General features: G+C 69.1%; 18 protein-coding genes. 9 read left to right on the top strand and 9 right to left on the bottom strand.

From position 1 onward, the window contains the following. Window positions 1-150: 150 nt before the first annotated feature. Complete coding sequence (gene arc, locus OG594_RS13230) at window positions 151-1,917, bottom strand: proteasome ATPase (protein WP_030655926.1); 1,767 nt, start codon at window positions 1,915-1,917, stop codon at window positions 151-153. Window positions 1,918-2,181: 264 nt separating this feature from the next. Between arc and OG594_RS13225 the strand changes: the two genes are divergently transcribed. Beyond that, on the top strand, window positions 2,182-2,502 hold the full coding sequence (locus tag OG594_RS13225; protein ID WP_030016354.1) for a ferredoxin: 321 nt from the start codon (window positions 2,182-2,184) through the stop codon (window positions 2,500-2,502). 4 nt (window positions 2,503-2,506) lie between these two features. Here the strand turns inward: OG594_RS13225 and OG594_RS13220 are convergent, their stop codons facing one another. The 3 genes from OG594_RS13220 to OG594_RS13210 all read right to left on the bottom strand — a co-directional run bounded on the left by OG594_RS13220 (window position 2,507) and on the right by OG594_RS13210 (window position 5,689). Continuing rightward, window positions 2,507-3,118 carry a hypothetical protein gene (locus tag OG594_RS13220; RefSeq protein ID WP_266598408.1) on the bottom strand — a complete coding sequence of 204 codons (612 nt, stop codon included), beginning with the start codon at window positions 3,116-3,118 and terminating at the stop codon, window positions 2,507-2,509. 189 nt (window positions 3,119-3,307) lie between these two features. Further along, on the bottom strand, window positions 3,308-4,204 hold the full coding sequence (locus OG594_RS13215; protein WP_030016358.1) for a tRNA (adenine-N1)-methyltransferase: 897 nt from the start codon (window positions 4,202-4,204) through the stop codon (window positions 3,308-3,310). Window positions 4,205-4,222: 18 nt separating this feature from the next. Next, the gene (locus OG594_RS13210; protein ID WP_266598406.1) at window positions 4,223-5,689 is read right to left on the bottom strand and encodes a site-2 protease family protein; all 1,467 of its coding nucleotides are present in this window, start codon (window positions 5,687-5,689) and stop codon (window positions 4,223-4,225) included. Between OG594_RS13210 and OG594_RS13205 the strand changes: the two genes are divergently transcribed. Together OG594_RS13205 and OG594_RS13200 are read left to right on the top strand one after the other, a co-directional pair. Then, complete coding sequence (locus OG594_RS13205; RefSeq protein ID WP_266598404.1) at window positions 5,589-6,509, top strand: PD-(D/E)XK nuclease family protein; 921 nt, start codon at window positions 5,589-5,591, stop codon at window positions 6,507-6,509. The genes OG594_RS13210 and OG594_RS13205 overlap by 101 nt on opposite strands. A 64-nt stretch (window positions 6,510-6,573) precedes the next feature. Further along, a complete protein-coding gene (locus tag OG594_RS13200) occupies window positions 6,574-7,245 on the top strand; it encodes a response regulator transcription factor (RefSeq protein ID WP_266598402.1) in 672 nt (223 codons plus the stop codon). Between the two features lie 104 nt (window positions 7,246-7,349). On the opposite strand, the gene OG594_RS13195 is transcribed toward OG594_RS13200, so the two are convergent. From OG594_RS13195 to metH, 4 genes are all read right to left on the bottom strand, one after another. Next, complete coding sequence (locus OG594_RS13195; protein ID WP_266598400.1) at window positions 7,350-8,933, bottom strand: ABC transporter substrate-binding protein; 1,584 nt, start codon at window positions 8,931-8,933, stop codon at window positions 7,350-7,352. A 71-nt stretch (window positions 8,934-9,004) separates the two neighbouring features. Beyond that, the gene (locus OG594_RS13190) at window positions 9,005-10,609 is read right to left on the bottom strand and encodes an ABC transporter substrate-binding protein (RefSeq protein ID WP_266598398.1); all 1,605 of its coding nucleotides are present in this window, start codon (window positions 10,607-10,609) and stop codon (window positions 9,005-9,007) included. 579 nt (window positions 10,610-11,188) lie between these two features. After that, a complete protein-coding gene (locus tag OG594_RS13185; RefSeq protein WP_266598396.1) occupies window positions 11,189-11,890 on the bottom strand; it encodes an HAD family phosphatase in 702 nt (233 codons plus the stop codon). Between the two features lie 113 nt (window positions 11,891-12,003). Continuing rightward, entirely contained in the window at window positions 12,004-15,516 is a 3,513-nt protein-coding gene (gene metH / locus OG594_RS13180; RefSeq protein ID WP_266598394.1) for a methionine synthase, read from the bottom strand. Window positions 15,517-15,793: 277 nt separating this feature from the next. Between metH and OG594_RS13175 the strand changes: the two genes are divergently transcribed. The 6 genes from OG594_RS13175 (at window position 15,794) to OG594_RS13150 (ending at window position 23,217) form a co-directional block, all read left to right on the top strand. Beyond that, on the top strand, window positions 15,794-16,561 hold the full coding sequence (locus OG594_RS13175) for an IclR family transcriptional regulator (RefSeq protein ID WP_266598392.1): 768 nt from the start codon (window positions 15,794-15,796) through the stop codon (window positions 16,559-16,561). A gap of 314 nt (window positions 16,562-16,875) precedes the next feature. Next, a complete protein-coding gene (locus OG594_RS13170; RefSeq protein ID WP_266598390.1) occupies window positions 16,876-17,658 on the top strand; it encodes an MIP/aquaporin family protein in 783 nt (260 codons plus the stop codon). An 81-nt stretch (window positions 17,659-17,739) separates the two neighbouring features. Next, window positions 17,740-19,266 carry a glycerol kinase GlpK gene (glpK, locus tag OG594_RS13165; protein WP_030016812.1) on the top strand — a complete coding sequence of 509 codons (1,527 nt, stop codon included), beginning with the start codon at window positions 17,740-17,742 and terminating at the stop codon, window positions 19,264-19,266. Window positions 19,267-19,307: 41 nt separating this feature from the next. Further along, entirely contained in the window at window positions 19,308-20,915 is a 1,608-nt protein-coding gene (locus tag OG594_RS13160) for a glycerol-3-phosphate dehydrogenase/oxidase (RefSeq protein WP_266598387.1), read from the top strand. Between the two features lie 127 nt (window positions 20,916-21,042). Continuing rightward, window positions 21,043-22,179: a PAC2 family protein gene (locus tag OG594_RS13155; RefSeq protein ID WP_266598385.1), complete on the top strand. Its 1,137-nt coding sequence runs from the start codon at window positions 21,043-21,045 to the stop codon at window positions 22,177-22,179. Between the two features lie 69 nt (window positions 22,180-22,248). Then, window positions 22,249-23,217, top strand: coding sequence for a hypothetical protein (locus OG594_RS13150; RefSeq protein ID WP_266598383.1), 969 nt, complete (start codon window positions 22,249-22,251; stop codon window positions 23,215-23,217). Window positions 23,218-23,277: 60 nt separating this feature from the next. Here OG594_RS13150 and mshC read toward each other — a convergent pair whose 3' ends face one another. After that, window positions 23,278-24,507, bottom strand: a complete 1,230-nt coding sequence (mshC, locus tag OG594_RS13145; RefSeq protein ID WP_266598381.1) for a cysteine--1-D-myo-inosityl 2-amino-2-deoxy-alpha-D-glucopyranoside ligase — start codon at window positions 24,505-24,507, stop codon at window positions 23,278-23,280. Window positions 24,508-24,566: the final 59 nt, after the last annotated feature.

The following is a 24,566-nucleotide window of genomic DNA, read 5'->3' as shown; positions in this document are numbered from 1 at the left end:
GAAGAGCCTAGAACCACTGCGCGCTCGTGGGGAGATCATTTCCGTCATTGGATCCGCCTCGTCACCGGCTGAAAAGAGGCCGGTAAAGGGGTGGGGTAAAGCAGTCGGCTGCGGATGCCCGGGGAGGGCATCCGCAGCCGCCCCGCTTCGTCAGAGGTACTGACCGGTGTTTGCCACCGTGTCGATGGAGCGTCCGGTGTCCGCGCCTTGCTTTCCGGTGACGAGGGTGCGGATGAATACGATCCGCTCGCCCTTCTTTCCGGAGATGCGGGCCCAGTCGTCCGGGTTGGTGGTGTTGGGCAGGTCCTCGTTCTCCTTGAACTCGTCCACGCAGGCCTGGAGCAGGTGGGAGACCCGCAGGCCCTTCTGGTTGTGTTCGAGGAAGGCCTTGATCGCCATTTTCTTGGCCCGGTCGACGATGTTCTGGATCATCGCGCCGGAGTTGAAGTCCTTGAAGTAGAGGACTTCCTTGTCGCCGTTGGCGTACGTGACCTCGAGGAAGCGGTTCTCCTCGGTTTCGGCGTACATCTGCTCGACGACGGTCTGGATCATGCTGTGGACGGTTCCGGCCGTGGAGCCCTGGTGTTCGGACAGGTCGTCCGTGTGCAGGGGCAGCGAGGCCTTGAGGTACTTCGCGAAGATGTCCTTCGCGGCTTCGGCGTCCGGACGCTCGATCTTGATCTTCACGTCGAGGCGGCCGGGGCGCAGGATGGCCGGGTCGATCATGTCCTCGCGGTTGGAGGCGCCGATGACGATGACGTTCTCCAGGCCCTCCACGCCGTCGATCTCGGCGAGGAGCTGCGGGACGATGGTGTTCTCGACGTCGGAGCTGACACCGGATCCGCGGGTGCGGAAGAGGGATTCCATCTCGTCGAAGAAGACGATGACGGGGGTGCCCTCGCTGGCCTTCTCGCGGGCCCGCTGGAAGACCAGGCGGATGTGCCGCTCGGTCTCGCCGACGTACTTGTTGAGGAGCTCGGGGCCCTTGATGTTCAGGAAGTACGACTTCCCCTGGGCCTGTCCGGTCACCTCGGCGACCTTCTTGGCAAGGGAGTTGGCGACGGCCTTGGCGATGAGCGTCTTGCCGCAGCCGGGCGGGCCGTAGAGCAGGATGCCCTTCGGGGGCCGCAGTTCGTGTTCCTTGAAGAGGTCGGGGTAGAGGTACGGGAGCTCGACCGCGTCGCGGATCAGCTCGATCTGGTCGCCCAGGCCGCCGATCTTGTCGTAGTCGATGTCCGGGACCTCTTCGAGGACCAGGTCTTCGACCTCGCTCTTGGGGACGACCTCGTAGACGTAGCCGGAGCGGGGTTCGAGCAGGAGGGCGTCGCCGGGGCGGATGGTGATGTCCAGGAGCGGCTCGGCGAGCCTCACCACCCTTTCCTCGTCGGTGTGCCCGACGACCAGGGCGCGCTCGCCGTCCTCGAGGATCTCCTTGAGGGTGACGATGTCCCCGGCCCGCTCGAATTCCATGGCCTCGACCACGTTGAGGGCCTCGTTGAGCATGACCTCTTGGCCGCGCCGGAGGTCTTCCGGGTCGACGCTGGGGCTGACGTTCACGCGGAGCTTTCGGCCTCCGGTGAAGATGTCGACGGTGCCGTCCTCGTTCGCTTGCAGGAAGACACCGAAACCGGCCGGCGGCTGTGCGAGCCGGTCGACTTCTTCCTTGAGGGCCACGATCTGGTCCCGGGCCTCACGGAGGGTATTCGCGAGTCGTTCGTTCTGTGCGGATACGCCGGCCAGATTTGTCTGGAGCTCGACGATCCGCTCTTCGAGAATCCTCGTGTGTCGCGGAGAGTCGGCGAGCTTTCGTCGCAGGACGGCGATTTCCTGCTCGAGATAGGCAACCTGGCCGGCGGGGTCCTCGGACCCTCGCGCGGGCCGGATGCCGCGGTTGATGTCGTCGTCGTGGGCTGCCACGGTCCTCACCTCCTCCAAGGGGAGCTGGACGCTTCCTGACCCTACCTGGGCTGGTGGTGATTGAAACCCCTAGATCACAAAGACGGTAGAGGTGTGTCCGATCTTCACCCTTGCGTACTCCCTCACGCCAAGGAAATACCCACCCATCAAACTCGGGAAGCAGCCGGTTGTAAGGTCGAACTGTTCAACACCCGCCAGGGCTCGCGCGACTTGCTGCGGGTCGTGACCGGGATGGATCACTCAGCGCAGGGAACGGCAGGAGATATGACCGTGCAGCAGGAGGCTCCGACGGGCGGCGGCGGCGAGGCCGGCGAGCCGCTCGAGGTCTGGATCGATCAGGACCTGTGCACCGGGGACGGCATCTGCGTGCAGTACGCGCCTGAGGTGTTCGAGCTGGACATCGATGGTCTGGCGTACGTGAAGAGCCCGGAGGACGAGCTGCTGCAGGACGCGGGGGCGACCACTCCGGTTCCGCTGACGCTGCTCCAGGACGTGGTCGACTCGGCGAAGGAATGTCCGGGTGACTGCATTCACGTAAGGCGCGTTTCGGACAGGGTGGAAGTCTTCGGCCCCGACGCGGAGTGACGCTTCAAACACTCCTGGCGGCCGAGTCCGTCAGCTCCTGGCGGAATTTTCCGTCGTGCCAGCGCCACTTGGCGAGCTGTTTCGTGTCGGGGCTGTAGCGGGGTACGTCGGGTGAGGAGTAGCCGACGAGGGTTGCCGTGACGAGGCCGTCGCGCACGGTGAGCTCGGTGGCGGTCTGTCGTTTCGCGGTGTCGAGCAGGGTGGCGACGACGCGGGGGCGGGTGCCTTGGGCCGGGTCCTGGGTGAGTACGTAGATCGCGTGGGGCGGGGTGCCGGAGCCGGCTTCGCAGCGGACGGCGGCCACGGTCTCGGGGCGGCGGTCTCCGTCGAGGTCGCCCTGGGCGCTGGTGGTGACGGTCTGCGGGGCGCCCTTGCAGTCGAGGGGGTAGGTGACCCCTGCCGGGTCGGGTGCGGTGGCCTGCGGGCCGTTCGCGGGCGGTTCTGCGGCGGTCGTGGTGGTGTCGGTGGCCGGGGTGCCGGTGGCGGGCTGTACGAGTCCTGCGGCGGCTATGACGGCTGCCATGGCGGTGGCCGTGGCGAGCCAGTGGACGGGCCTGGTGCGGCTGTGCTCCAGGGTGTGCGGGAGCGGGGCCGTCTCGGCGTGGCTGTGCGTCACGCGGGGTGTCTCCTGTGCGAAGGGTGACGAGGAGCCAGCATCGTGCCACACCTCACAGGGTGGTGGAACGGCTGGGTCCGGGGCTGGTGCACGGGACAACGAAAAGGCGCTGTGGTGCAGTTCCCGGGTGGGTCGGGGGAACTGTGCCACAGCGCCTTTGTGTTGGGTCTGCGCCGGTCTGCGGGGCCGTTATGCGGAGCGGTCGCTGCCGGGGCCGTCGTAGTCCTCGCCGTAGGCGCCCTTGGCGGGGCGGCGGCGGCGCATGGGGGGCTCGACGCCGTCCGCGAGGCGGCGGGCGGTGACGAGGAAGCCGGTGTGGCCGATCATCCGGTGGTCGGGGCGGACGGCGAGGCCTTCCACGTGCCAGTTGCGGATCATCGATTCCCAGGGCTGCGGTTCGGCGAAGCAGCCGATCTCGCGGATGGACTCGACGGTCTTGGACAGCTGGGTGGTGGTGGCCACGTAGCAGCAGAGGATGCCGCCGGGGACCAGGGCCTTGGAGACCGCTTCGAGGCATTCCCAGGGGGCGAGCATGTCGAGGATGACGCGGTCGACGTCCGTGTCGGACAGGTTGTCCTGGAGGTCGCCGACGGTCAGCTGCCACGCGGGGTGGGGTCCGCCGAAGTAGCGTTCGACGTTGGCGGTGGCGATCTCGGCGAAGTCCGCGCGGCGCTCGTAGCTGTGGAGCATGCCCTGGTCGCCGATGGCGCGCAGCAGGAAGCTGCTCAGGGAGCCGGAGCCCACTCCCGCTTCCACGACGCGTGCGCCGGGGAAGATGTCGGCGAAGGCCAGGATCTGGCCCGCGTCCTTGGGGTAGACCACGGCGGCGCCGCGGGGCATGGACAGGACATAGTCGGGGAGCAGGGGGCGCAGCGCGAGGTATGCGACGTTGCCCGTGGTGCGGACAACGCTGCCTTCGGGAGCACCGATCAGCTCGTCGTGCGGGAAGGAACCCTTGTGGGTGTGGAAATTCTTCCCGGCTTCGAGCGTGAACGTGTAGTGGCGGCCCTTGGGGTCGGTGAGCTGTACCTGGTCCCCGACCTCGAAGGGCCCGCGTCGGCGGGCGGCACCGGTCGGTTCGGACATGTGACCAGTGTATTGGCTTCAGGACTGGGGCCGTGCCATGGCCTTCACGAAGGCCTTTTCGACGTCGAGGGTGGACAGGACGCCGTAGATGGTGCCGCCGGCTTCGAGGACGAGGTATTCGGTGGCGGGGGTGGCGCGGAGGTGGTCGAGGAGTTCTTCGCCGGTGAGGTCCGCTGAAACCTTCATGCCGTCGGTGAGGTCCTGGGCGAGGGTGCTGACGGCGACCCAGGGGCGGCGGTGTTCGGGGACGGAGGCGATGGCGGTTTCGCGGACGATGGCGGTGGGGTCGCCTTGTCCGTCGACGACGACGAGGGCGCGGGCGCCGGCTTCGTTGGCGCGGCGGAGGGCTTCGGAGAGGGGGGTGGCGTTCTCGACGGGGATGGCGCGTCGGGTGAGGGTGCGGGCGCGGAGTTCGGGGAGGTGTTCGCGCAGGCGGGCCATGCGCAGGCTGTTGCCGGCGCCGGTCCAGATGATGCCGGCGAGGATGGCGGCGAGCAGGGCGTCCATGACGGTGTTCATGCCGCCGATTTCCTCGGTGCGGTTGCCGAGGACTCCGGTGTGGGTGAGGAGGGGGAGGCCGAGGAGGACGGCGAGGGCGAGGCCGCGGCCGACCCAGGCGGCGGCGACGGTGCCGGCCATGGGTTTGCCGGTGATGCCCCAGATGACGGCGCGGAGCATGCGGCCGCCGTCGAGGGGGAGGCCGGGGAGCAGGTTGAAGGCGGCGACCAGCAGGTTGGAGATCATCAGGCCGGCGAGGAGGACGCCGGGGACGGTGGCCGGGTCGACGGCTTTCATGCCGAGGTAGAAGGCTCCGGTGAGGAGGAGGGAGAGCAGGGGGCCGACGAAGGCGAGGACGAATTCGCGGCCGGGCGTCTCGGATTCCTTTTCGATCTCGGAGACTCCGCCGAAGAACTGGAGCTGGATGCGGCGCACGGGGAGTTTGAAGCGCAGGGCTGCGACGGTGTGCGCGAGTTCGTGGACCAGGACGGAGGCGTAGAAGGCGACGGCGAAGAAGAGGGAGACGAGGTAGCGGACGGGTCCGAGGTCGGGCAGGACGCGGTCGAGCTGGTCGCCGAAGACCCAGGTGATGAGGGCGGCGACGAGGAACCAGCTGGGCGAGACGTAGACGGGTACGCCGAAGGGGCGGCCCATGAGGAGTCCGCCGCCCGGTCCGGAGCGGCTACCAGCGCGCTCGCCGGTTTCGTCGGTGTCTGCCACGGTTGTCCTTCGTTCGGTGCTGGTGTTTCCAGTGTGTTCTGTTCTGTGTTCTGTTCGCGTACGGGTGGTGCGGTAGCGGGTTGTGATGCTCCGATCATGCAGTGCGAGGGGGGTCGTCGTCGATGGTATGCGCGTCCTGTCGGTGGTGGGTCGTAGGGTTTTGTGCATGACGACGAGCCCTGGTGCTGTGCCTGGCGCAGCCGATGCCGATGCGCGGAGCGCTGTGGCGCCTTCTTCGCTCTCCCCTTCGCGGGCGAGCGATTTCATGCAGTGCCCGTTGCTGTACCGGTTCCGGGTGATCGACAGGCTGCCGGAGAAGCCCAGTGCCGCTGCTACCCGCGGGACGCTGGTGCATGCGGTGCTGGAGCGGCTCTTCGATCATCCGGCGCAGGAGCGGACGGCGCCGCGGGCGAAGGCGTTGGTTCCGGGGCAGTGGGACCGGTTGTTGGAGTCGAAGCCGGAGCTGACGGAGCTGTTTCCGGAGGGTGACGAGGGGGCGGGGCTGGCGCGGTGGCTGACGGAGGCCGAGGCGCTGGTGGAGCGGTGGTTCACGTTGGAGGACCCGACGCGGCTGGAGCCGGTGGAGCGGGAGTTCTTCGTGGAGACGGAGCTGGAGTCGGGGCTGCGTCTGCGGGGGATCATCGACCGGGTGGACGTGGCGCCGACGGGTGAGGTGCGGATCGTCGACTACAAGACGGGGAAGGCGCCGAGGCCGGAGTACGCCGAGGGTGCGCTGTTCCAGATGAAGTTCTACGCGCTGGTGGTGTGGCGGCTGAAGCAGGTGGTGCCGCGGCGGCTGCAGCTGGTGTATCTGGGGAGTGGGGACGTGCTGACGTACGACCCGGTGGTTGCTGATTTGGAGCGGGTGGAGCGCAAGCTGCTGGCGTTGTGGGAGGCGATCCGGGAGGCGACGGAGTCGGGTGAGTGGCGGCCGCGGCCGACGAAGCTGTGTGGCTGGTGTGATCATCGGGCGGTGTGTCCGGAGTTCGGGGGGACTCCCCCGCCCTATCCTCTGACGATCTCCCCCGGCTACCGCCGGGATGTGCCCCCGGCGCGGTCGGAGGCGGACCTCCCGGCGGAGTCCTGATCTTGGTGTCAGGGCAGAATGGACGGGCCCGCCGTAGCCGTCCGACGAATACGAGGTAGACCCCGTGGCGATCCGCGTCCTTCTGGTCGACGACCAGCCGCTGCTGCGCACCGGCTTCCGGATGATCCTGGAGGCGGAGGAGGACCTGGCGGTGGTCGGTGAGGCCGGGGACGGTCTGCAGGCGCTGGACCAGGTGCGGGCGCTGCAGCCCGATGTGGTGCTGATGGACATCCGGATGCCGCGGATGGACGGGGTGGAGGCGACCCGGCAGATCACGGGTCCGGAGCGCGACGGGCCGGCGAAGGTGTTGGTGCTGACCACGTTCGACCTGGACGAGTACGTGGTGGAGGCGCTGCGGGCGGGGGCGAGCGGGTTCCTGCTGAAGGATGCGCCGGCGAACGAGCTGGTGCAGGCGATCCGGGTGGTCGCGGCGGGTGAGGCGATGCTCGCGCCGAGTATCACGCGGCGGCTGCTGGACAAGTACGCGGGGCATCTTCCGTCGGGTGAGGCGAGCCTTCCGAACACGTTGGGGACGCTGACCGAGCGTGAGGTCGAGGTGTTGAAGTTGGTGTCCCGGGGGCTGTCGAACGCGGAGATCGCGGCGGATCTGTTCGTGAGCGAGACGACGGTCAAGACGCATGTGGGGCACGTGCTGACGAAGCTGGGGCTGCGGGACCGGGTCCAGGCGGCGGTGTACGCGTACGAGAGCGGTCTGGTGCGCCCCGGGGCCCAGTAGGTCCGGCCGGGCGCGGACGAACGCGGAGGGGGCCGTACGTGCGTGCACGTACGGCCCCCTGTGCGTGGCCGGGCCCGCTCTGGGCGGGCCCGGCTCCGGTGGCGTCAGCCCTTGCTGATCTCCCAGAAGCGGAAGACGGTCGAGGCGTCGAGGGACCACTGCAGGCCGCTCACGTTCTGGCGGGTGACGGCGTACTGCTTGCCCTGCCAGAGCGGGATGAGCGGGAGCTCTTCGGCGACGATGTCCTGGAGGCGGTTGTAGTCGGTGTTGGCCGCCGTGCGGTCGGACTTCGCGGAGGTCGACGGGATGATCGTCCCGGTGATCTCCTTGTTGTCGTAGTTGTTGTTCAGCACGTTGTCCGGGCCGAAGAACGGCTGCGTGAAGTTGTCGGCGTCCGGGTAGTCGGGCACCCAGCCCTTCACGTACACGCCGTACTTGCCGGCCTGGATGTCCTTCTCGTACTGCTCGAACTCGACGGACTTGACGTCGGCGTCGAAGAGGCCGCTGTCGTTGAGCTGCTTGGCGATGACCTCGAACTGCTGGTCCGTGGAGGGGCCGTAGCGGGACGGGGTGGAGTACAGGGTCAGCTTGACCTTGCCGTTGATGTTGGCGGCCTTGAGGACGGCCTTGGCCTTGTCGATCTGCGGGGTGCCGCCGTAGCGGTCGAAGAACGGGGTCGTGTGGCCGGCGATGCCGGTGGGCACGATGGAGTAGAGCGCGGTGGCGGTGCCCGCGTACACGTCCCGGACGAGCGCTTCGCGGTCGATGAGGTAGGCGATGGCCTTGCGCACGGGGAGCTTGCCGACGACGGGGTCGTTGACGTTGAACACCATGTGCTCGACCTCGGCGCCGGTGCCCTGGACGACGTCGACCTTGTTGTCGCCGGTCTTGCTGGAGGCGAGGGCGGCGATGTCCTTGGCGGCGAGGCCGCGGAAGGCGAAGTCGACGTCGCCGCTCTCCAGGACGGTCTTGAGGCCGGCCTGGTCGCCGTTGAAGAACTTCAGCGTGACACCGGTGTTCTTGGCCTTGGCCTTGCCGCTGTAGGACTCGTTGACGGAGAAGGTGGCGCTCTTCTCGCCGAACGAGTCGAGCTTGTAGACGCCGGAGCCGACGGCCTTGTTGTCGCCGCGCAGCTTGTCGGCCGGGTATTCGGCGTGGTCGACGATGGAGCCGGCGCCCGACGCGATCTTGCTGGGGAAGGTGGCGTCGGAGTTCTTGAGCTTGAAGATGACGGTCTTGTCGTCGGGGGCTTCGATGCTCGCGATCGAGGCGAGCATCACGGCCGGGCCGTTGGCGTCGTTGATCTTCAGGGTGCGCTCGAAGGAAAACTTGACGTCCTTCGAGGTGAGGCTGTGGCCGTTGCTGAACTTCAGGCCGTCCCGCAGGGTGCACTTGTAGAGCTTGCTGTCACCGCCCTCGAAGCCGCAGGCCTGGGCGGCGTCGGGCTCGGGGGTGGTGCCGCCCTTGGGGAAGCTCAGCAGCGACTGGAAGACGTTGTTGAACAGCAGCCAGGAGCCCGGGTCGTAGCCCGATGCCGGGTCGACGGACTTCACCTTGTCGGATATGCCCATGACCACGCCCTTGCCGCTGCCGGCATTGGAGCCATCGGTCGAACCGCAACCGCTGAGCAGCGCGGCGGCGGTGGCTGCGCCGAGCGGGGCCGCCAGCCACTGGTTACGTCGATTCACGCGAACGTCCTTCACAGTCGAACTGTTTCGTTGTTCCGGCCCGCGACACCCGCTGCCGGTCTTTGCCTTGCTCAGCCGCTTACGCCACGGCCGAGCTCCCACAACTGGAGGTCGGAGATGGCGTTGACCGACCACTCCACTCCGGTGATCCCGTCGCGTGCGGCGACGTACTGCTTGCCCTGCCACAGGGGCAGGACGGGCACGTCCTCGGCGACGATGTCCTGCATCTCCGTGATCGCGGGGACGGCGACCGTGCGGTCGACCGCCCGCCGGGATTCGGGGATGAGCCTGCTGCGCACCGCGCTGTTGGCGTACGGCGTGCCCAAGAAGTTGTCCTGCTCCAGGAACGGGGCGAGGAAGTTGTCTGCGTCCGGGTAGTCGGGGAACCAGCCGAGCCCGTAGGCGGCGTGGTCGCCCTTCTTCTGGGCGGGGCGGAAGTCCGTCCACTCGCTGCCCTGGACGGTGATGTCGAACAGGCCGGTGGAGTTGAGCTGGGCCTTGAGGGCCTCGAACTCGGCGGCCGTGCCGTCGCCGTAGTGGTCGCTGGTGTAGTGCAGGGTCAGCTTGACCGGGGTCTTGATCCCGGCCTCCTTCAGCAGGGCGGCGGCCTTGGGCGTGTTGGCCTCGCCGTACTTGTTGTAGAAGGAGTTGACGTGGCCCGTCACGGTGGTGGGGACCAGCGAGTAGAGCGGCTGGGCGGACTTGCCGTAGACCTTGGAGATGAGCTGGCCGCGGTCGACGGCGGCGGCGAGCGCCTGGCGCACGGCCTTGTCCTTGACGACCGGTGCCTCGGTGTTGAAGCCGAGGTAGCGGATCTCCAGGCCGGGCATCGGGACCAGCTTGACGCCCTTGGGCGGCTGGGCGCTGAACTCGGTGATCTGGGCGGGCGACAGGGTGCGGGAGACCATGTGGATCTTCCCGTCGGTGAGTGCCTTGCCCATGGTCGGGGAGTCGGTGAAGGTGCGCAGTTCGACCTTGTCGTTCTGCAGCTTGAGGTCGCCCTTGTAGTGCGGGTTCTTGGTGAAGACGGCGCGGACCAGCAGGTTGCCCTTGACCTCGGCCTTCATCGTGTACGGGCCGGAGCCGTCCACGGCGAAGCCCTCGCGGAGCTTCTTGGCGTCGTAGTTCTTTTCGCTGACGATGCCGGCGGCGGGGGTGGAGAGCTTGAACGGGAAGGTCGCGTCGGGGGTCTTCAGGTGGAAGACGACGGTGTCGGTGCCCTTGACCTCGACGTTGTCGAGGGTGGAGAGCAGCGAGGAGGGGCCGTTCTCGTCCTTGATGGCGCGGACGCGGTCGATGGAGAACTTGACGTCCTTGGCGGTGAGGGGCTCACCGTCGGCGAACTTCAGATCGGGGCGCAGGGTGCAGCGGTAGCTCTCGTTGCCGGCGTCGGTGAAGCGGCAGGCGGAGGCCGCTTCGGGGACGGGCTGGCCGCCGCCGCGCGGCGTGTGCATCAGCGTCTGGACGGTCTGGCGCAGGACGTTCCAGGTGCTGGCGTCGTAGGCGTAGGCCGGGTCGAAGGGGGCGGGAGCGAAGTCTGCGGCCTCGAACCGATCGGTGGTTCCGACGACGATCGCTCCGGATCCTGCTCCTCCGCCGCTCGCGCTGCCGCAGGCGGCCAGCGCGGGGGTGAGCAGTCCGGCCGCGGCCGTCAGCACCATGGTCTTGCGGTTCATGCTGGAAGTACTCCCTGTAACCGGCACTTGTTCAAAGCGGCGTAGAGGGCACTTCGCGGCGGTCGCCCGTTCGGGGCGGAACGATCGGGCCGGTGTAGTGACGATCGGTCCATGCGGTCCCGGCACAGGGGTGTGTGTCGGGGCCGGATGAGGTGCGGCGTAGTGCCCGCATCGACAGTAGTGGTCCGGGACTGGATGGCTGGAACTGGCGGAACTTGGGGCGTAATCGCACCGTGATCGGAGCGAACTGCCTGTTGGCAGGCAGGCTGCGCAGATTCGGTCAGGGCCTGATCAATGTGGACACATTGGAAGCCGGGGAGGCCCCGGGACGGACCCGCCGAGGGTGCGCAGGGTGACCAAGGTCACTCTGCGCAACAGCCCCGGAGGGGATGGAATTTCAGCCTCCGGGGCCTACTGCGGAAGATCCTTCCGCCAGGACGCGGTCGGGCAGCGTTCCGTTCGGCACGGAGCGTGCTCGGGGGGCTCCAGTGCGTGGCAATGCATACCGATGTAGGCCAGTGCATGCCGATGTGTCCGCTTGGGTGGTGCGCGCCCGACGGGAGGGCGCGGTCGTCACTCTCAGTTAAACGGGGCGATGAGCGAGCGCAGGAACGCCAGGTCCACGTCCTCCAGCGAGCGGACGACCGTACGCCCGGGGGCGGGTTCGATCACGCCGACCGAGGGGATGGCCACGACCCGGCAGCCGGCGGCCTCGGCTGCCGCCACGCCGGTGCGGGTGTCCTCGATGACCGCGCACCGCGAGGGGTGCGCGCCCAGCGAGCGTGCGGCGAACAGGTACGGGTCGGGGTGCGGCTTGGTACGGGCCACCTCGTCGCCGGCGACCGTCATCGTGAAGCGGTCGCGGCCGAGGGTGAGCAGGACCTGGTCGATGACCCGGCGGTGGGAGGCGGAGACGAGGGCGGTGGGCACGTTGTGCCGGGCGAGCTCGGACAGCAGCCGCTCGGCTCCGGGCATCAGCGGCACCCGGTCGGCGATGCGGGCCTCGAAGCGCTCGTTGAGCAGGACGCTCAGCTCGGCGAGGCCGATGGCGGCGCCGGTCGACTCGATCAGGAAGGTCGCGCTGCGGCTCATGGGGCCGCCGACGACCACGTCGCGCCAGGATTCGTCGAGGCGGTGGCCGAGCTCCTGGAAGATCTCGGCCTCGATCTCCCACCAGAAGCCCTCGGTGTCGACGAGGGTGCCGTCCATGTCGAGCAGCACCGCCTGCAGGGCAGAACCGTCGGCCGTACGGGCGACGGGGGCGGGAACGGTGCTCGTCATGCGCATGCCTCTCAGAAGGGACGAGAAGGCCGGTCACCTCTTCCGCGGGGCATACGACCCCGGGGAACAGGCGACCGGCCTGTATGGGACCGACAAGTGTACGTCGGTGGCGCTCAGCGTGCGTTGAAATACTTCGCTTCGGGGTGGTGAATCACGATCGCGTCGGTGGACTGCTCCGGGTGGAGCTGGAACTCCTCCGACAGGTGGACGCCGATCCGCTCCGGCTCCAGGAGGTCGGCGATCTTCGCGCGGTCCTCCAGGTCGGGGCAGGCGCCGTAGCCGAGCGAGAAGCGGGCACCGCGGTACTTGAGGTCGAACATGTCCTCGACCTTCGCCGGGTCCTCGCCGCCGAATCCGAGCTCGGCGCGGACGCGTGCGTGCCAGTACTCGGCCATGGCTTCGGCGAGCTGGACCGAGAGGCCGTGCAGCTCCAGGTACTCGCGGTAGGAGTCCGACTCGAACAGCTTGGCGGTGGCCTCGCCGATCTTCGAGCCGACGGTGACCACCTGCAGGCCGACCACGTCGGTCTCGCCGGACTCCTCGGGACGGAAGAAGTCCGCGAGGCACAGGCGCCGGCCGCGGCGCTGGCGCGGGAAGGTGAAGCGGGTCCGCTCGTTGCCCTCCTCGTCCAGGATGATCAGGTCGTCGCCCTTGGAGACGCAGGGGAAGTACCCGTAGACGACCGCGGCTTCGAGCAGGTTCTCGGTGTGCAGCTTGTCCAGGAGGCCGCGCAGGCGCGGACGGCCCTCGCTCTCGACGAGCTCCTCGTACGTGGCCCCGCCCGCGCGGGCCTGCTTGAGGCCCCACTGGCCCTTGAAGAGGGCGCCCTCGTCGAGCCAGGAGGCGTAGTCCTTGAGCGGGATGCCCTTGACCACGCGGGTGCCCCAGAACGGCGGGGTGGGGATCGGGTTGTCGACCGAGACGTCGGAGCGGCCGCCGGGCTCCTCGGCCTCCTCGACCTGGAGCACTGGCGTGTCGCGCTTGGCCACGCGGCGCTGCTTGAGCTCGGGCAGGGTCGCGCCGGGGACGCCGCGCTTGACGGCGATGAGGGCGTCCATGAGGCGCAGGCCCTCGAAGGCGTCGCGGGCGTAGCGGACCTCGCCCTCGTAGATCTCGTGGAGGTCCTGCTCGACGTAGGCGCGGGTGAGGGCGGCGCCGCCGAGGATCACCGGGTAGTCGGCGGCCAGCTTGCGCTGGTTCAGCTCCTCCAGGTTCTCCTTCATGATCACGGTCGACTTCACGAGCAGGCCGGACATGCCGATGACGTCGGCCTTGTGTTCCTGTGCGGCTTCGAGGATCGCGGAGACGGGCTGCTTGATGCCGATGTTGACGACGTTGTAGCCGTTGTTGGTGAGGATGATGTCGACGAGGTTCTTGCCGATGTCGTGGACGTCTCCGCGGACGGTGGCGAGCACGATCGTGCCCTTGCCCTCGTCGTCGGTCTTCTCCATGTGCGGTTCGAGGTAGGCGACGGCCGTCTTCATGACCTCGGCGGACTGGAGGACGAAGGGGAGCTGCATCTGGCCCGAGCCGAAGAGCTCGCCGACGACCTTCATGCCCTCCAGGAGGGTGTCGTTGACGATGTCGAGGGCGGGGCGGGTCGCCAGGGCCTCGTCGAGGTCGGCCTCCAGGCCGTTCTTCTCGCCGTCGATGATGCGGCGCTGCAGTCGCTCGTCCAGCGGCAGGGCGAGGAGTTCCTCGGCGCGGCCGGCCTTGAGCGACTTGGTGTTGACGCCCTCGAAGAGGGCCATCAGCTTCTGCAGCGGGTCGTAGTCGCCCTCGCGCCGGTCGTAGATCAGGTCGAGGGCGGTGGTGACCTGCTCCTCGTCGAAGCGGGCGATCGGCAGGATCTTGGAGGCGTGCACGATGGCGGAGTCGAGTCCGGCCTTGACGCACTCGTCGAGGAAGACCGAGTTCAGCAGGACGCGGGCGGCCGGGTTGAGGCCGAAGGAGATGTTGGACAGGCCGAGGGTGGTCTGGACGTCCGGGTGGAGCCGCTTGAGCTCGCGGATCGCCTCGATCGTGGCGATGCCGTCCTTACGGGACTCCTCCTGGCCGGTGCAGATCGTGAAGGTCAGGGTGTCGATGAGGATGTCCGACTCGCGGATCCCCCAGTTGCCCGTGAGGTCGTCGATGAGCCGTTCGGCAATGGCGACCTTGTGCGGGACGGTGCGGGCCTGGCCCTCCTCGTCGATGGTGAGCGCGATGAGCGCGGCACCGTGCTCCTGGGCCAGTCGGGTGACCTTGGCGAAGCGGGACTCGGGGCCGTCGCCGTCCTCGTAGTTCACGGAGTTGATGACCGCGCGGCCGCCGAGCTTCTCCAGGCCCGCCCGGATGACGGGGACCTCGGTGGAGTCCAGGACGATGGGCAGGGTGGAGGCGGTGGCGAAGCGGCCGGCGAGCTCCTCCATGTCGGCGACGCCGTCGCGGCCCACGTAGTCCACGCAGAGGTCGAGCATGTGCGCGCCCTCGCGGATCTGGTCGCGCGCCATCTCCACGCAGTCGTCCCAGCGGGCCTCCAGCATGGCCTCGCGGAACTTCTTGGAGCCGTTGGCGTTGGTGCGCTCGCCGATCGCCATGTACGAGGTGTCCTGGCGGAAGGGCACGGTCTGGTAGAGCGAGGCGGCGCCGGGCTCGGGCTGGGGGGTGCGCTCGGTGACGGCCGTGCCGCGGACCCGCTCGACGACCTGGCGCAGGTGCTCGGGGGTCGTGCCGCAGCAGCCGCCGACCAGGGAGAGCCCGTACTCGCGGACGAAGGTCTCCTGGGCGTCGGCCAGCTCGGGGGCGGTCAGCGGGTAGTGCGCGCCCTCCTTGGTCAGGACGGGCAGGCCGGCGTTGGGCATGCAGGAGAGCGGGATGCGGGCGTTGCGCGCGAGGTAGCGCAGGTGCTCGCTCATCTCGGCGGGGCCGGTGGCGCAGTTCAGGCCGATCATGTCGATGCCCAGCGGCTCCAGGGCGGTCAGGGCCGCGCCGATCTCCGAGCCGAGGAGCATGGTGCCGGTGGTCTCGACGGTGACGGAGCAGATCAGCGGGACGGTGACGCCGAGGGCTTCCATGGCCCGGCGGGCGCCGATGATCGAGGACTTCGTCTGCAGGAGGTCCTGGGTGGTCTCGACGAGCAGCGCGTCGGCGCCGCCGGAGAGCAGGCCCTCGGCGTTGATCTGGTAGGCGTCGCGGATCTGGCCGTAGGTGATGTGGCCGAGCGTGGGGAGCTTGGTGCCGGGGCCCATGGAGCCGAGGACCCAGCGCTGCTGACCGGTGGAGGCGGTGTACTCGTCGGCGACCTCGCGGGCGATGCGCGCGCCGGCCTCCGACAGCTCGAAATTGCGTTCGGCGATGTCGTACTCGGCGAGCGCCGCGTAGTTCGTGCCGAAGGTGTTGGTCTCGACGCAGTCCACGCCCACCGAGAAGTACGCCTCATGGACGGAGCGCACGATGTCGGGGCGGGTGATGTTGAGGACCTCGTTGCAGCCTTCGAGCTGCTGGAAGTCCTCCATGGTGGGGTCCTGCGCTTGGAGCATCGTTCCCATGGCTCCGTCGGCGACGACCACGCGGGTCGCGAGTGCCTCCCGGAGGGCATCGGCCCGGGTCTGGGTGTCAGCGGGCAAGGTGGGCAACGAAGCCATGGTTGTGCTCCCTGGGATGCGACGGCTGTCGGCTTTGCACCCCCGCTGTGTCAAGGGTGCACGCGGCCAGGGTAACCGCGAGGCGGGCGCCCCGGTGTGGGTGTCCCACGTGGCGGACTGCATTCTGTGGCGGGGACTTTCCGGGGTGGTGTCCCCTCGACGGTACGGCGAACAGCTGTCCGACGGTGCGCAAGGTCGACATCGACCGATACTGTTCAGCATTGTCGAACCGCGTCAAGATGGTCAGTACTACCGAAGGTCTGCAGGAGGCTGCGCGATGGCACGGAACATCCAGTCGCTCGAACGAGCCGCTGCGATGCTGCGACTCCTGGCGGGCGGCGAGCGCCGGCTGGGACTCTCGGACGTGGCGTCCTCGCTGGGCCTGGCCAAGGGCACGGCCCACGGCATCCTGCGCACCCTGCAGGCCGAGGGCTTCGTGGAGCAGGACCCGGCCTCCGGCCGGTACCAGTTGGGCGCGGAGCTGCTGCGCCTGGGCAACAGCTACCTCGACGTGCACGAGCTGCGCGCCCGCGCGCTGGTGTGGACGGACGACCTGGCCCGGGCGAGCGGCGAGAGCGTGTACGTGGGCGTGCTGCACCAGAGCGGGGTGCTGATCATGCACCACGTGTTCCGACCCGACGACAGCCGTCAGGTGCTGGAGGTCGGGGCCATGCAGCCGCTGCACTCGACCGCGCTGGGCAAGGTGCTGTCGGCCTACGACCCCGTGGCGCACACCCAGGCGCACGAGGTCGAGCGCGAGGCCTTCACCCCCCGCACGGTCACGGACGGCACCGGCTTCGAGGAGATCCTGGGCCTGACCCGGGCGCGCGGCTGGGCCTCCGACGTCGAGGAGACCTGGGAGGGCATCGCCTCGGTGGCGGCGCCGATCCACGACCGGCGCCGGATGCCGGTCGGCGCGGTGGCGGTCGCGGGCGCCGTGGAACGGGTGTGCGGCGAGTCCGGGGAGCCCCGTGCGGCCCTCGTGGCGTCGGTGCGGGACTGTGCGCGTGCGGTTTCACGCGATCTCGGCGCGGGCCGGTTCTGAGCTTCCTTTAACAGGTCCTGGCCACACCCTGGCCTCTTTATGCCTGTTTTTCGCCACATCCTGGCCTTGAGATGGCTGGTTTTGGCTGATCGCACCTACGGGTAACGATCCGACACTTTGGCCTGGCCGACTCTTGACGCGTTCTTCACTTGGGCGGAAAACTGCCGTTCACCGGTCGGCATTGTCGAACACCTAACGGCAATACGCGTTAGGATGCGACAAGGCCACGGACCGGTGCAGCACTCACCGAGTGCGCGGAACCACCGGAGGGACCCGGTTTCCGCCCACCCCTGGACGTACGTAAGGAGTCGCGGGTGTCCAGCTCCGACATCTTCATCGGCGAGACCATCGGTACCGCCCTGCTCACACTGCTCGGCGGTGGCGTCTGCGCCGCAGTGACGCTCAAGAGCTCCAAGGCCCGCAACGCGGGCTGGCTCGCCATCACGTTCGGCTGGGGTTTCGCCGTACTGATCGCCGCCTACGTCTCCGCGCCGCTCTCCGGTGCGCACCTGAACCCGGCGGTCACCGTCGGTCTCGCCGTCAAGACCGGCGAGTGGGGCGACACCCCGGTCTACTTCGCCGGCCAGCTGCTGGGCGCAATGCTCGGCGCCGTGCTGATGTGGGTGACCTACTACGGGCAGTTCCGCGTCCACCTGGCCGACCCGGAGCACATCCGCGACGCCAAGCTCGGTCCCGAGGACCCGCACCCGCACGATGTGGCCGGTCCGGTGCTCGGCATCTTCTCCACGGGCCCCGAAATCCGTAACGTCGTGCAGAACCTGACGACCGAGATCATCGGTACCGCCGTCCTGGTCCTGGCAATCTTGACCCAGGGCCTCCAGGACGGTGGCAAGGGCCTCGGTGTCATCGGCGTCCTGATCACCTCGTTCGTGGTCGTCGGCATCGGTCTCTCGCTCGGTGGCCCGACCGGCTACGCCATCAACCCGGTGCGCGACCTCGGTCCGCGTATCGTGCACGCCCTGCTGCCGCTGCCCAACAAGGGCGGCTCCGACTGGGGTTACTCCTGGATCCCGGTGGTCGGCCCGCTCGTCGGTGCCGCGCTCGCCGGTGGTCTCTACAACATCGCGTTCGCCTGATCAGCAGTACCGGAAAGATCGTAAGATCCGCACCGCCCTCCTGATTCCGCCTACTCACCCGACCTGCCAGGAGCAGCCAACATGACCACCAGCACCGGCCCCTTCATCGCCGCGATCGACCAGGGCACCACCTCCTCCCGCTGCATCGTCTTCGACCGCGACGGCCGCATCGTCGCCGTCGACCAGAAGGAGCACGAGCAGATCTTCCCGAAGCCGGGCTGGGTCGAGCACGACGCCACCGAGATCTGGACCAACGTCCAGGAGGTCGTCGCCGGGGCCATCGCCAAGGCCGAGATCACCGCCGCGGACGTCAAGGCCGTCGGCATCACCAACCAGCGCGAGACCACCGTCCTGTGGGACCGCCACACCGGCGAGCCGGTCCACAACGCGCTGGTCTGGCAGGACACCCGCACCGACGCCCTGTGCAAGGAGCTCGGCCGCAACGTCGGCCAGGACCGCTTCCGCCGCGAGACCGGCCTGCCGCTGGCGAGCTACTTCGCCGGCCCGAAGGCCCGCTGGCTGCTGGACAACGTCGAGGGCCTGCGCGAGCGCGCCGCCGCCGGCGACATCCTCTTCGGCACCATGGACTCCTGGGTCATCTGGAACCTCACCGGTGGCGCCCAGGGCGGTGTGCACGTCACCGACGTCACCAACGCCTCGCGCACCATGCTGATGAACCTCCACACGCTGGAGTGGGACGACAGCATCGCGAAGTCCATGGAGGTGCCGCTCACCATCCTCCCCGAGATCAAGTCCTCCGCCGAGGTCTACGGCCACGTCAAGGACGGCGTCCTCGCCGGTGTTCCGGTCGCCTCGGCGCTCGGTGACCAGCAGGCCGCCCTCTTCGGCCAGACCTGTTTCGCCGAGGGCGAGGCCAAGTCCACGTACGGCACCGGAACGTTCATGCTGATGAACACCGGCGACAAGGTCATCAACTCCTACAGCGGCCTGCTGACCACGGTCGGCTACAAGATCGGCGACCAGAAGCCGGTCTACGCGCTGGAGGGCTCCATCGCCGTCACCGGCTCGCTCGTCCAGTGGATGCGCGACCAGATGGGCCTGATCAAGTCCGCGGCCGAGATCGAGACGCTGGCCTCCTCGGTCGAGGACAACGGCGGCGCCTACTTCGTGCCGGCCTTCTCCGGCCTCTTCGCCCCGTACTGGCGTTCCGACGCCCGCGGTGTGATCGCCGGCCTCACCCGGTACGTCACCAAGGCGCACATCGCCCGTGCCGTCCTGGAGGCCACCGCCTGGCAGACCCGCGAGATCACCGACGCCATGACCAAGGACTCGGGCGTCGAGCTCGCCGCCCTCAAGGTCGACGGCGGCATGACCTCCAACAACCTGCTGATGCAGACGCTCTCGGACTTCCTGGACGCCCCCGTGGTGCGCCCGATGGTCGCCGAGACCACCTGCCTCGGCGCCGCCTACGCCGCCGGCCTGGCCGTCGGCTTCTGGCCCGACACCGACGCCCTGCGCGCCAACTGGCGCCGCGCGGCGGAGTGGACCCCGCGGATGCCCGCCGAGCAGCGGGACCGCGAGTACAAGAGCTGGCTCAAGGCCGTGGAGCGTTCCATGGGCTGGGTCGACGACGAAGACGCCAGCTGACCGCACTCAGCTGAGTCAATCGACGAGGAGCTAAGAGAGATATGAGCAGCCTGCAGAGCGTTCCCGCACTGGGCACGCACCCGACCGCCGGTGCCAACGTCAGCCGCGCGCAGACCCGTGAGCAGCTGTCGAAGGCCACGTACGACCTGCTGGTCATCGGCGGTGGAATCCTGGGCACCTCCGTGGCGTGGCACGCCGCGCAGTCGGGCCTGCGGGTTGCCATGGTGGACGCCGGCGACTTCGCCGGCGCCACCTCCTCGGCCTCCTCCAAGCTCGTCCACGGCGGTCTGCGCTACCTGCAGACCGGCGCGGTCAAGCTGGTCGCGGAGAACCACCACGAGCGCCGGGTGCTGGCCAAGGACGTGGCCCCGCACCTGGTCAACCCGCTCACCTTCTACCTGCCGGTCTACAAGGGCGGTCCGGTGGGTGCGGCCAAGCTGGGCGCGGGCGTCTTCGCCTACTCCGCCCTCTCGGCCTTCGGTGACGGCATGGGCAAGGTCATATCCCCGGCCCGTGCCGTCGCCGACAACCCCGGTCTGAAGACGGACAACCTCAAGGCCGTGGCGGTCTACTACGACCACCAGATGAACGACTCCCGCGTCGCCGTCATGACGGTCCGCGCGGCCGTCGAGTCGGGCGCGGTCGTCCTCAACCACGCCGAGGTCACCGGACTGCGCAAGACGCGCGGCCGGGTCACCGGCGCCGAGCTCAAGGACCGTCTCGACGGCACCGAGTTCGGGGTCGACGCGCGCGTCGTGCTCAACGCCACCGGCCCGTGGGTGGACCACCTGCGGCGCATGGAAGACAAGCACTCCATGCCGTCGATCCGCCTCTCCAAGGGCGCGCACATCGTCATGAAGCGCAAGTCGCCGTGGAAGGCCGCCATGGCCACCCCGATCGACAAGTACCGCATCACCTTCGCCCTCCCGTGGGAGGACCAGCTGCTGCTCGGCACCACCGACGAGGTGTACGAGGGCGACCCGGCGGACGTGCGCGCCACCGAGTCCGACATCACGCAGATCCTGGACGAGGCGGCCTTCTCGGTGAAGGACGCGGACCTGGACCGCTCGCTGATGACGTACGCCTTCGCGGGCCTGCGGGTGCTGCCCGGCGGCCCCGGCGGCGTCGAGAAGGCCAAGCGCGAGACGGTCGTCTCCGAGGGCGCCGGCGGCATGCTGTCGGTGGCCGGCGGCAAGTGGACGACGTACCGCCACATCGGCCGTGTGGTCATGGACAAGCTGGCGAAGCTCCCGGGCAGCCCGCTGACCGAGGACATGGAGCCGGTGAAGTCGCTGGTGCGCCGGATCGCGCTGCCCGGTGTCGCCAACCCGAACGCGGTCGCGCACCGACTGCTGGTGGACCGGGAGCCGGGGACGCGGATGGACCCGCTGACGGCCCGCCACCTCGCTTCCCACTACGGCTCGCTGGCCTTCGACATCGCGCGCCTCGCGAACGAGGACCCGGCGCTGGCCGAGCGGATCCACCCGGACGGTCCGGAGATCTGGGCACAGGTCGCCTACGCCCGTGACAACGAGTGGGCCGAGACGGTCGACGACGTGCTGCGCCGCCGTACGACGGTGACGATCCGCGGCCTGGACGACGAGTCCGTCCGGGCCCGGGTCGAGGAGATGCTGGGCCGCAAGGCATAGCTCTTACGCAGGTGGGGAAGAGGGGCGGTTCCGAGGGGAACCGCCCCTCTGTCGTGGGCTGTGACCGGTGCCTCATCAAGGCTTAGGCTGACCCACGTACACAAGGGAACTTCGGAAGGAGACCTGGGTGATCGAGCTTGAGGGCGTGCCCGAGCTGATCGACCCGGTCATGGTGGCCGCGTTCGAGGGCTGGAACGACGCGGGTGACGCGGCCTCCGGTGCGGTCGCACACCTGGACCGGGAGTGGAAGGGCGAGGTCTTCGCGGCGCTCGACGCGGAGGACTACTACGACTTCCAGGTCAACCGGCCGACGGTGTGGCTGGACAACGGGGTACGGAAGATCACGTGGCCGACGACACGGCTGTCGGTGGTCCGGATCGGCGGGGCCAAGCCGCGGGACCTGGTGCTGGTCCGGGGCATCGAACCGTCCATGCGGTGGCGGTCGTTCTGCAACGAGATCCTCGGTTTCGCGCACGAGCTGGGCGTGGAGATGGTGGTCATCCTGGGCGCGCTGCTCGGGGACACGCCGCACACGCGGCCGGTGCCGGTGAGCGGGGTCACCTCGGACGCGGACCTGGCGCGGACGATGGACCTGGAGGAGACCAAGTACGAGGGCCCGACGGGCATCGTGGGCATCCTCCAGGAGGCCTGTACGCACGCCGGGGTGCCGGCGGTGTCGCTGTGGGCGGCCGTGCCGCACTACGTGTCGCAGCCGCCGAACCCGAAGGCGACGCTGGCCCTCCTGAACCGGCTGGAGGACCTGATCGACATCCGGATCCCGCTGGGCGAGCTGCCGGAGGACGCCCGGGCGTGGCAGTTGGGCGTGGACCAACTGGCCGCCGAGGACAGCGAGGTGGCGGAGTACGTCCAAACGCTGGAGGAGGCGCGGGACACGGCCGATCTGCCGGAGGCCTCGGGGGACGCGATCGCGCGGGAGTTCGAGCGGTACCTGCGGCGGCGGGATCCGGCGGGGAGTCCGGAGACGGCCACCGACACGGGTTCCTACTTCCGGGACCTGTCCGGCGGTTCCCGACCCCAGGCGAAGCCGAAGCCGGAGGGCACGGCGGAGCCGCAGGACGGGCAGGAGCAGACGGGCACCGGCGGGCCGGAAGGTCCCGCAGCTGCGGACGACAAGGCCGGGGACGAGCCGGACGACACGTCGAAGGGCAAGCCGGACGACACGTCACAAGGCACGTCGAACGGCACGTCGAACGGCACGTCGAACGGCACGTCGGACGGCGTCGGGGACACCCCCGAGGACTAGTCCCACCAGGCTGTCCGTGTGTCAGTACCCCCTGCTTGGATACGGGTTGCCGTTCCGAGAGAGGGAAGCATGACCCGTACCACCCCGCCCCGCCCGCTCGACGTGGCTTCGGTCTTCCCGGAGCTCGCTGGAACGTCCAGGACCGCCACCCGGCTGCACCCGCGGCCCGGTGCGCCCACCGTGCACGAGAGCTCGGTGGGCGGGCCGCTGCTGTGGCCGGCCGGCGAGTCCTGGGCGTCGTGTTCGCAGGAGCACGACGCCCCCTTCGAGCTGAACACGCCCGAGGAGGTCCGCACGCTCCGGCGGATCCTCGCCCGCGACGTCTGGACGGACGAGGACCACGCCGAGGTCTCGCGGATCCACGCCGGCCATGATCCGTCGCTACTGCCCGAGGGCCCGCACCCGCTGATACCGGTGGCGCAGCTGTACGCCCGGGACGTCCCCGGCCTGCCGTTCCCCGAGGGCACGGACCTGCTCCAGGTGCTGTGGTGCCCGTTCATCGACATCGAGGACCAGAGCGGCTCGGCGGCCGTCCAGCTGCGGTGGCGGCGGGCCGCCGACGTGGTGGAGGTCCTGGCGTCCCCGCCGGAGCCGGCGTACGTGGGCACGTCCGAGCTGGTGCCCCTCCCGTGCGTGCTCCGTCCGGAGCAGGTCCTCGAGTACCCGGCCGCGCACGATCTGGACCCCGAGCTGGCCGGGCGGATCCACCGCTGGGAGGAGGACGGGGCCACGGACTACCGGGGAGCCCTGTCCGTCGCACCCGGGTGGAAGGCCGGTGGCTGGGCCGCGCCCTTCACGTTCCGGGATTCCGGCGGCCCGGAGGAGCTGCGCTGCGCGCGGTGTTCGGCCGTCGGCGAACCGTTGCTCACCATCGGCTACGCCGAGTGGAACGCCGAAACCGTGAGCTGGCGGCCGGTCGAGGAGGCGCACGGCGCGTCCGCGACCCCCACGGCGGTCACCGTGGGCCGCGGCTACACCTTGCAGTTCTACGCGTGCCCCGCCGATCCCCGGCACCCGCCGGTCACCGTCATGCAGTGAGGCCGTGAAACGGCAGAACGCGCCCCCGGCACGGAGCCGGGGGCGCGCCTCTTCGGTTGCCTAGAGCGCGACGCCCAGCAGCGCGTCGACCGTGCGGGAGACCAGGCCCGGGGCGGACTCGTCGTCGCCGTCGGTGGCGTTCTGGAGCTCCACCCAGCGGTCCACGGCCGCCAGCGCCGCAGGGGCGTCCAGGTCGTTCGCCAGGGCCTCGCGGACCTCTTCGAGCACGGCGTCCGCCGGGATGCCGTCCGGCCGGGACACGGCCGCGCGCCAGCGCTCCAGCCGGGCCACGGCCTCGTCGAGGACGGCGTCCGTCCACTCCCAGTCGGCCCGGTAGTGGTGGGACAGCAGCGCGAGGCGGATGGCCGCCGGGTCCACCCCGGAGCGGCGCAGCGCCGACACGAAGACGAGGTTGCCCTTCGACTTCGACATCTTCTCGCCGTGCAGCGCCACCATGCCCGCGTGCACGTACGCCTTGGCCATCGGGAACTCGCCCGTCAGCGCCTGGGCGTGCGAAGCGCCCATCTCGTGGTGCGGGAAGGCCAGGTCGGAGCCGCCGCCCTGGATGTCGAAGCCCATGCCCAGGTGGTCGAGGGCGATCGCCACGCACTCGATGTGCCAGCCCGGCCGGCCGCGGCCCAGCGAGCCGCCGTCCCAGCTCGGCTCGCCCGGACGTGCGGCCATCCACAGCATCGGGTCCAGCGGGTTCTTCTTCCCGGGCCGGTCGGGGTCGCCGCCCCGCTCCGCCGAGAGCAGCCGCATCGCCTCGGCGTCGAGGTGGGAGACCCCGCCGAAGTGCGGGTCGGCCTCGACCGAGAAGTAGGTGTCGCCGTCGAGCTCGTACGCCGCGCCCGCGTCCCGCAGCCGCTCGACCAGCGGCACGATGCCGGGTATGGCCTCGACGGCTCCGATGTAGTGCTGCGGGGGCAACATCCGCAGGGCCGTCATGTCCTCGCGGAAGAGTGCGGTCTCGCGCTCCGCCAGCTCGGTCCAGTCCTGGTCGTCGCGCAGCGCCCGCTCCAGGAGCGGGTCGTCCACGTCCGTGACGTTCTGGACGTAGTGGACCTGCCGCTTGGTGTCGAGCCACACGCGTTGTACGAGGTCGAACGCGTTGTAGGTCGCCGCGTGACCGATGTGGGTCGCGTCGTACGGAGTGATGCCGCAGACGTAGATACGGGCGACGGGACCGGGGGCGAGGGTGATCGTCCCCTGGGTCGCGGTGTCGTGGATCTGGAGGTCGCGGCCCTTGCCAGGAAGGGCGGGGACCTCAGAAGCGGGCCAGGCATGCATGTCTCGAGCCTAACCGGACGGATGTTCCGGAAACGAACTGGACCTGCACTGTTGTCTTG

This window comes from Streptomyces sp. NBC_01214, from assembly GCF_026340975.1.
Classification (GTDB): domain Bacteria; phylum Actinomycetota; class Actinomycetes; order Streptomycetales; family Streptomycetaceae; genus Streptomyces.
Note: the sequence above shows the minus strand (reverse complement) of the source record. Positions and strands in the feature narration are given on the sequence as shown.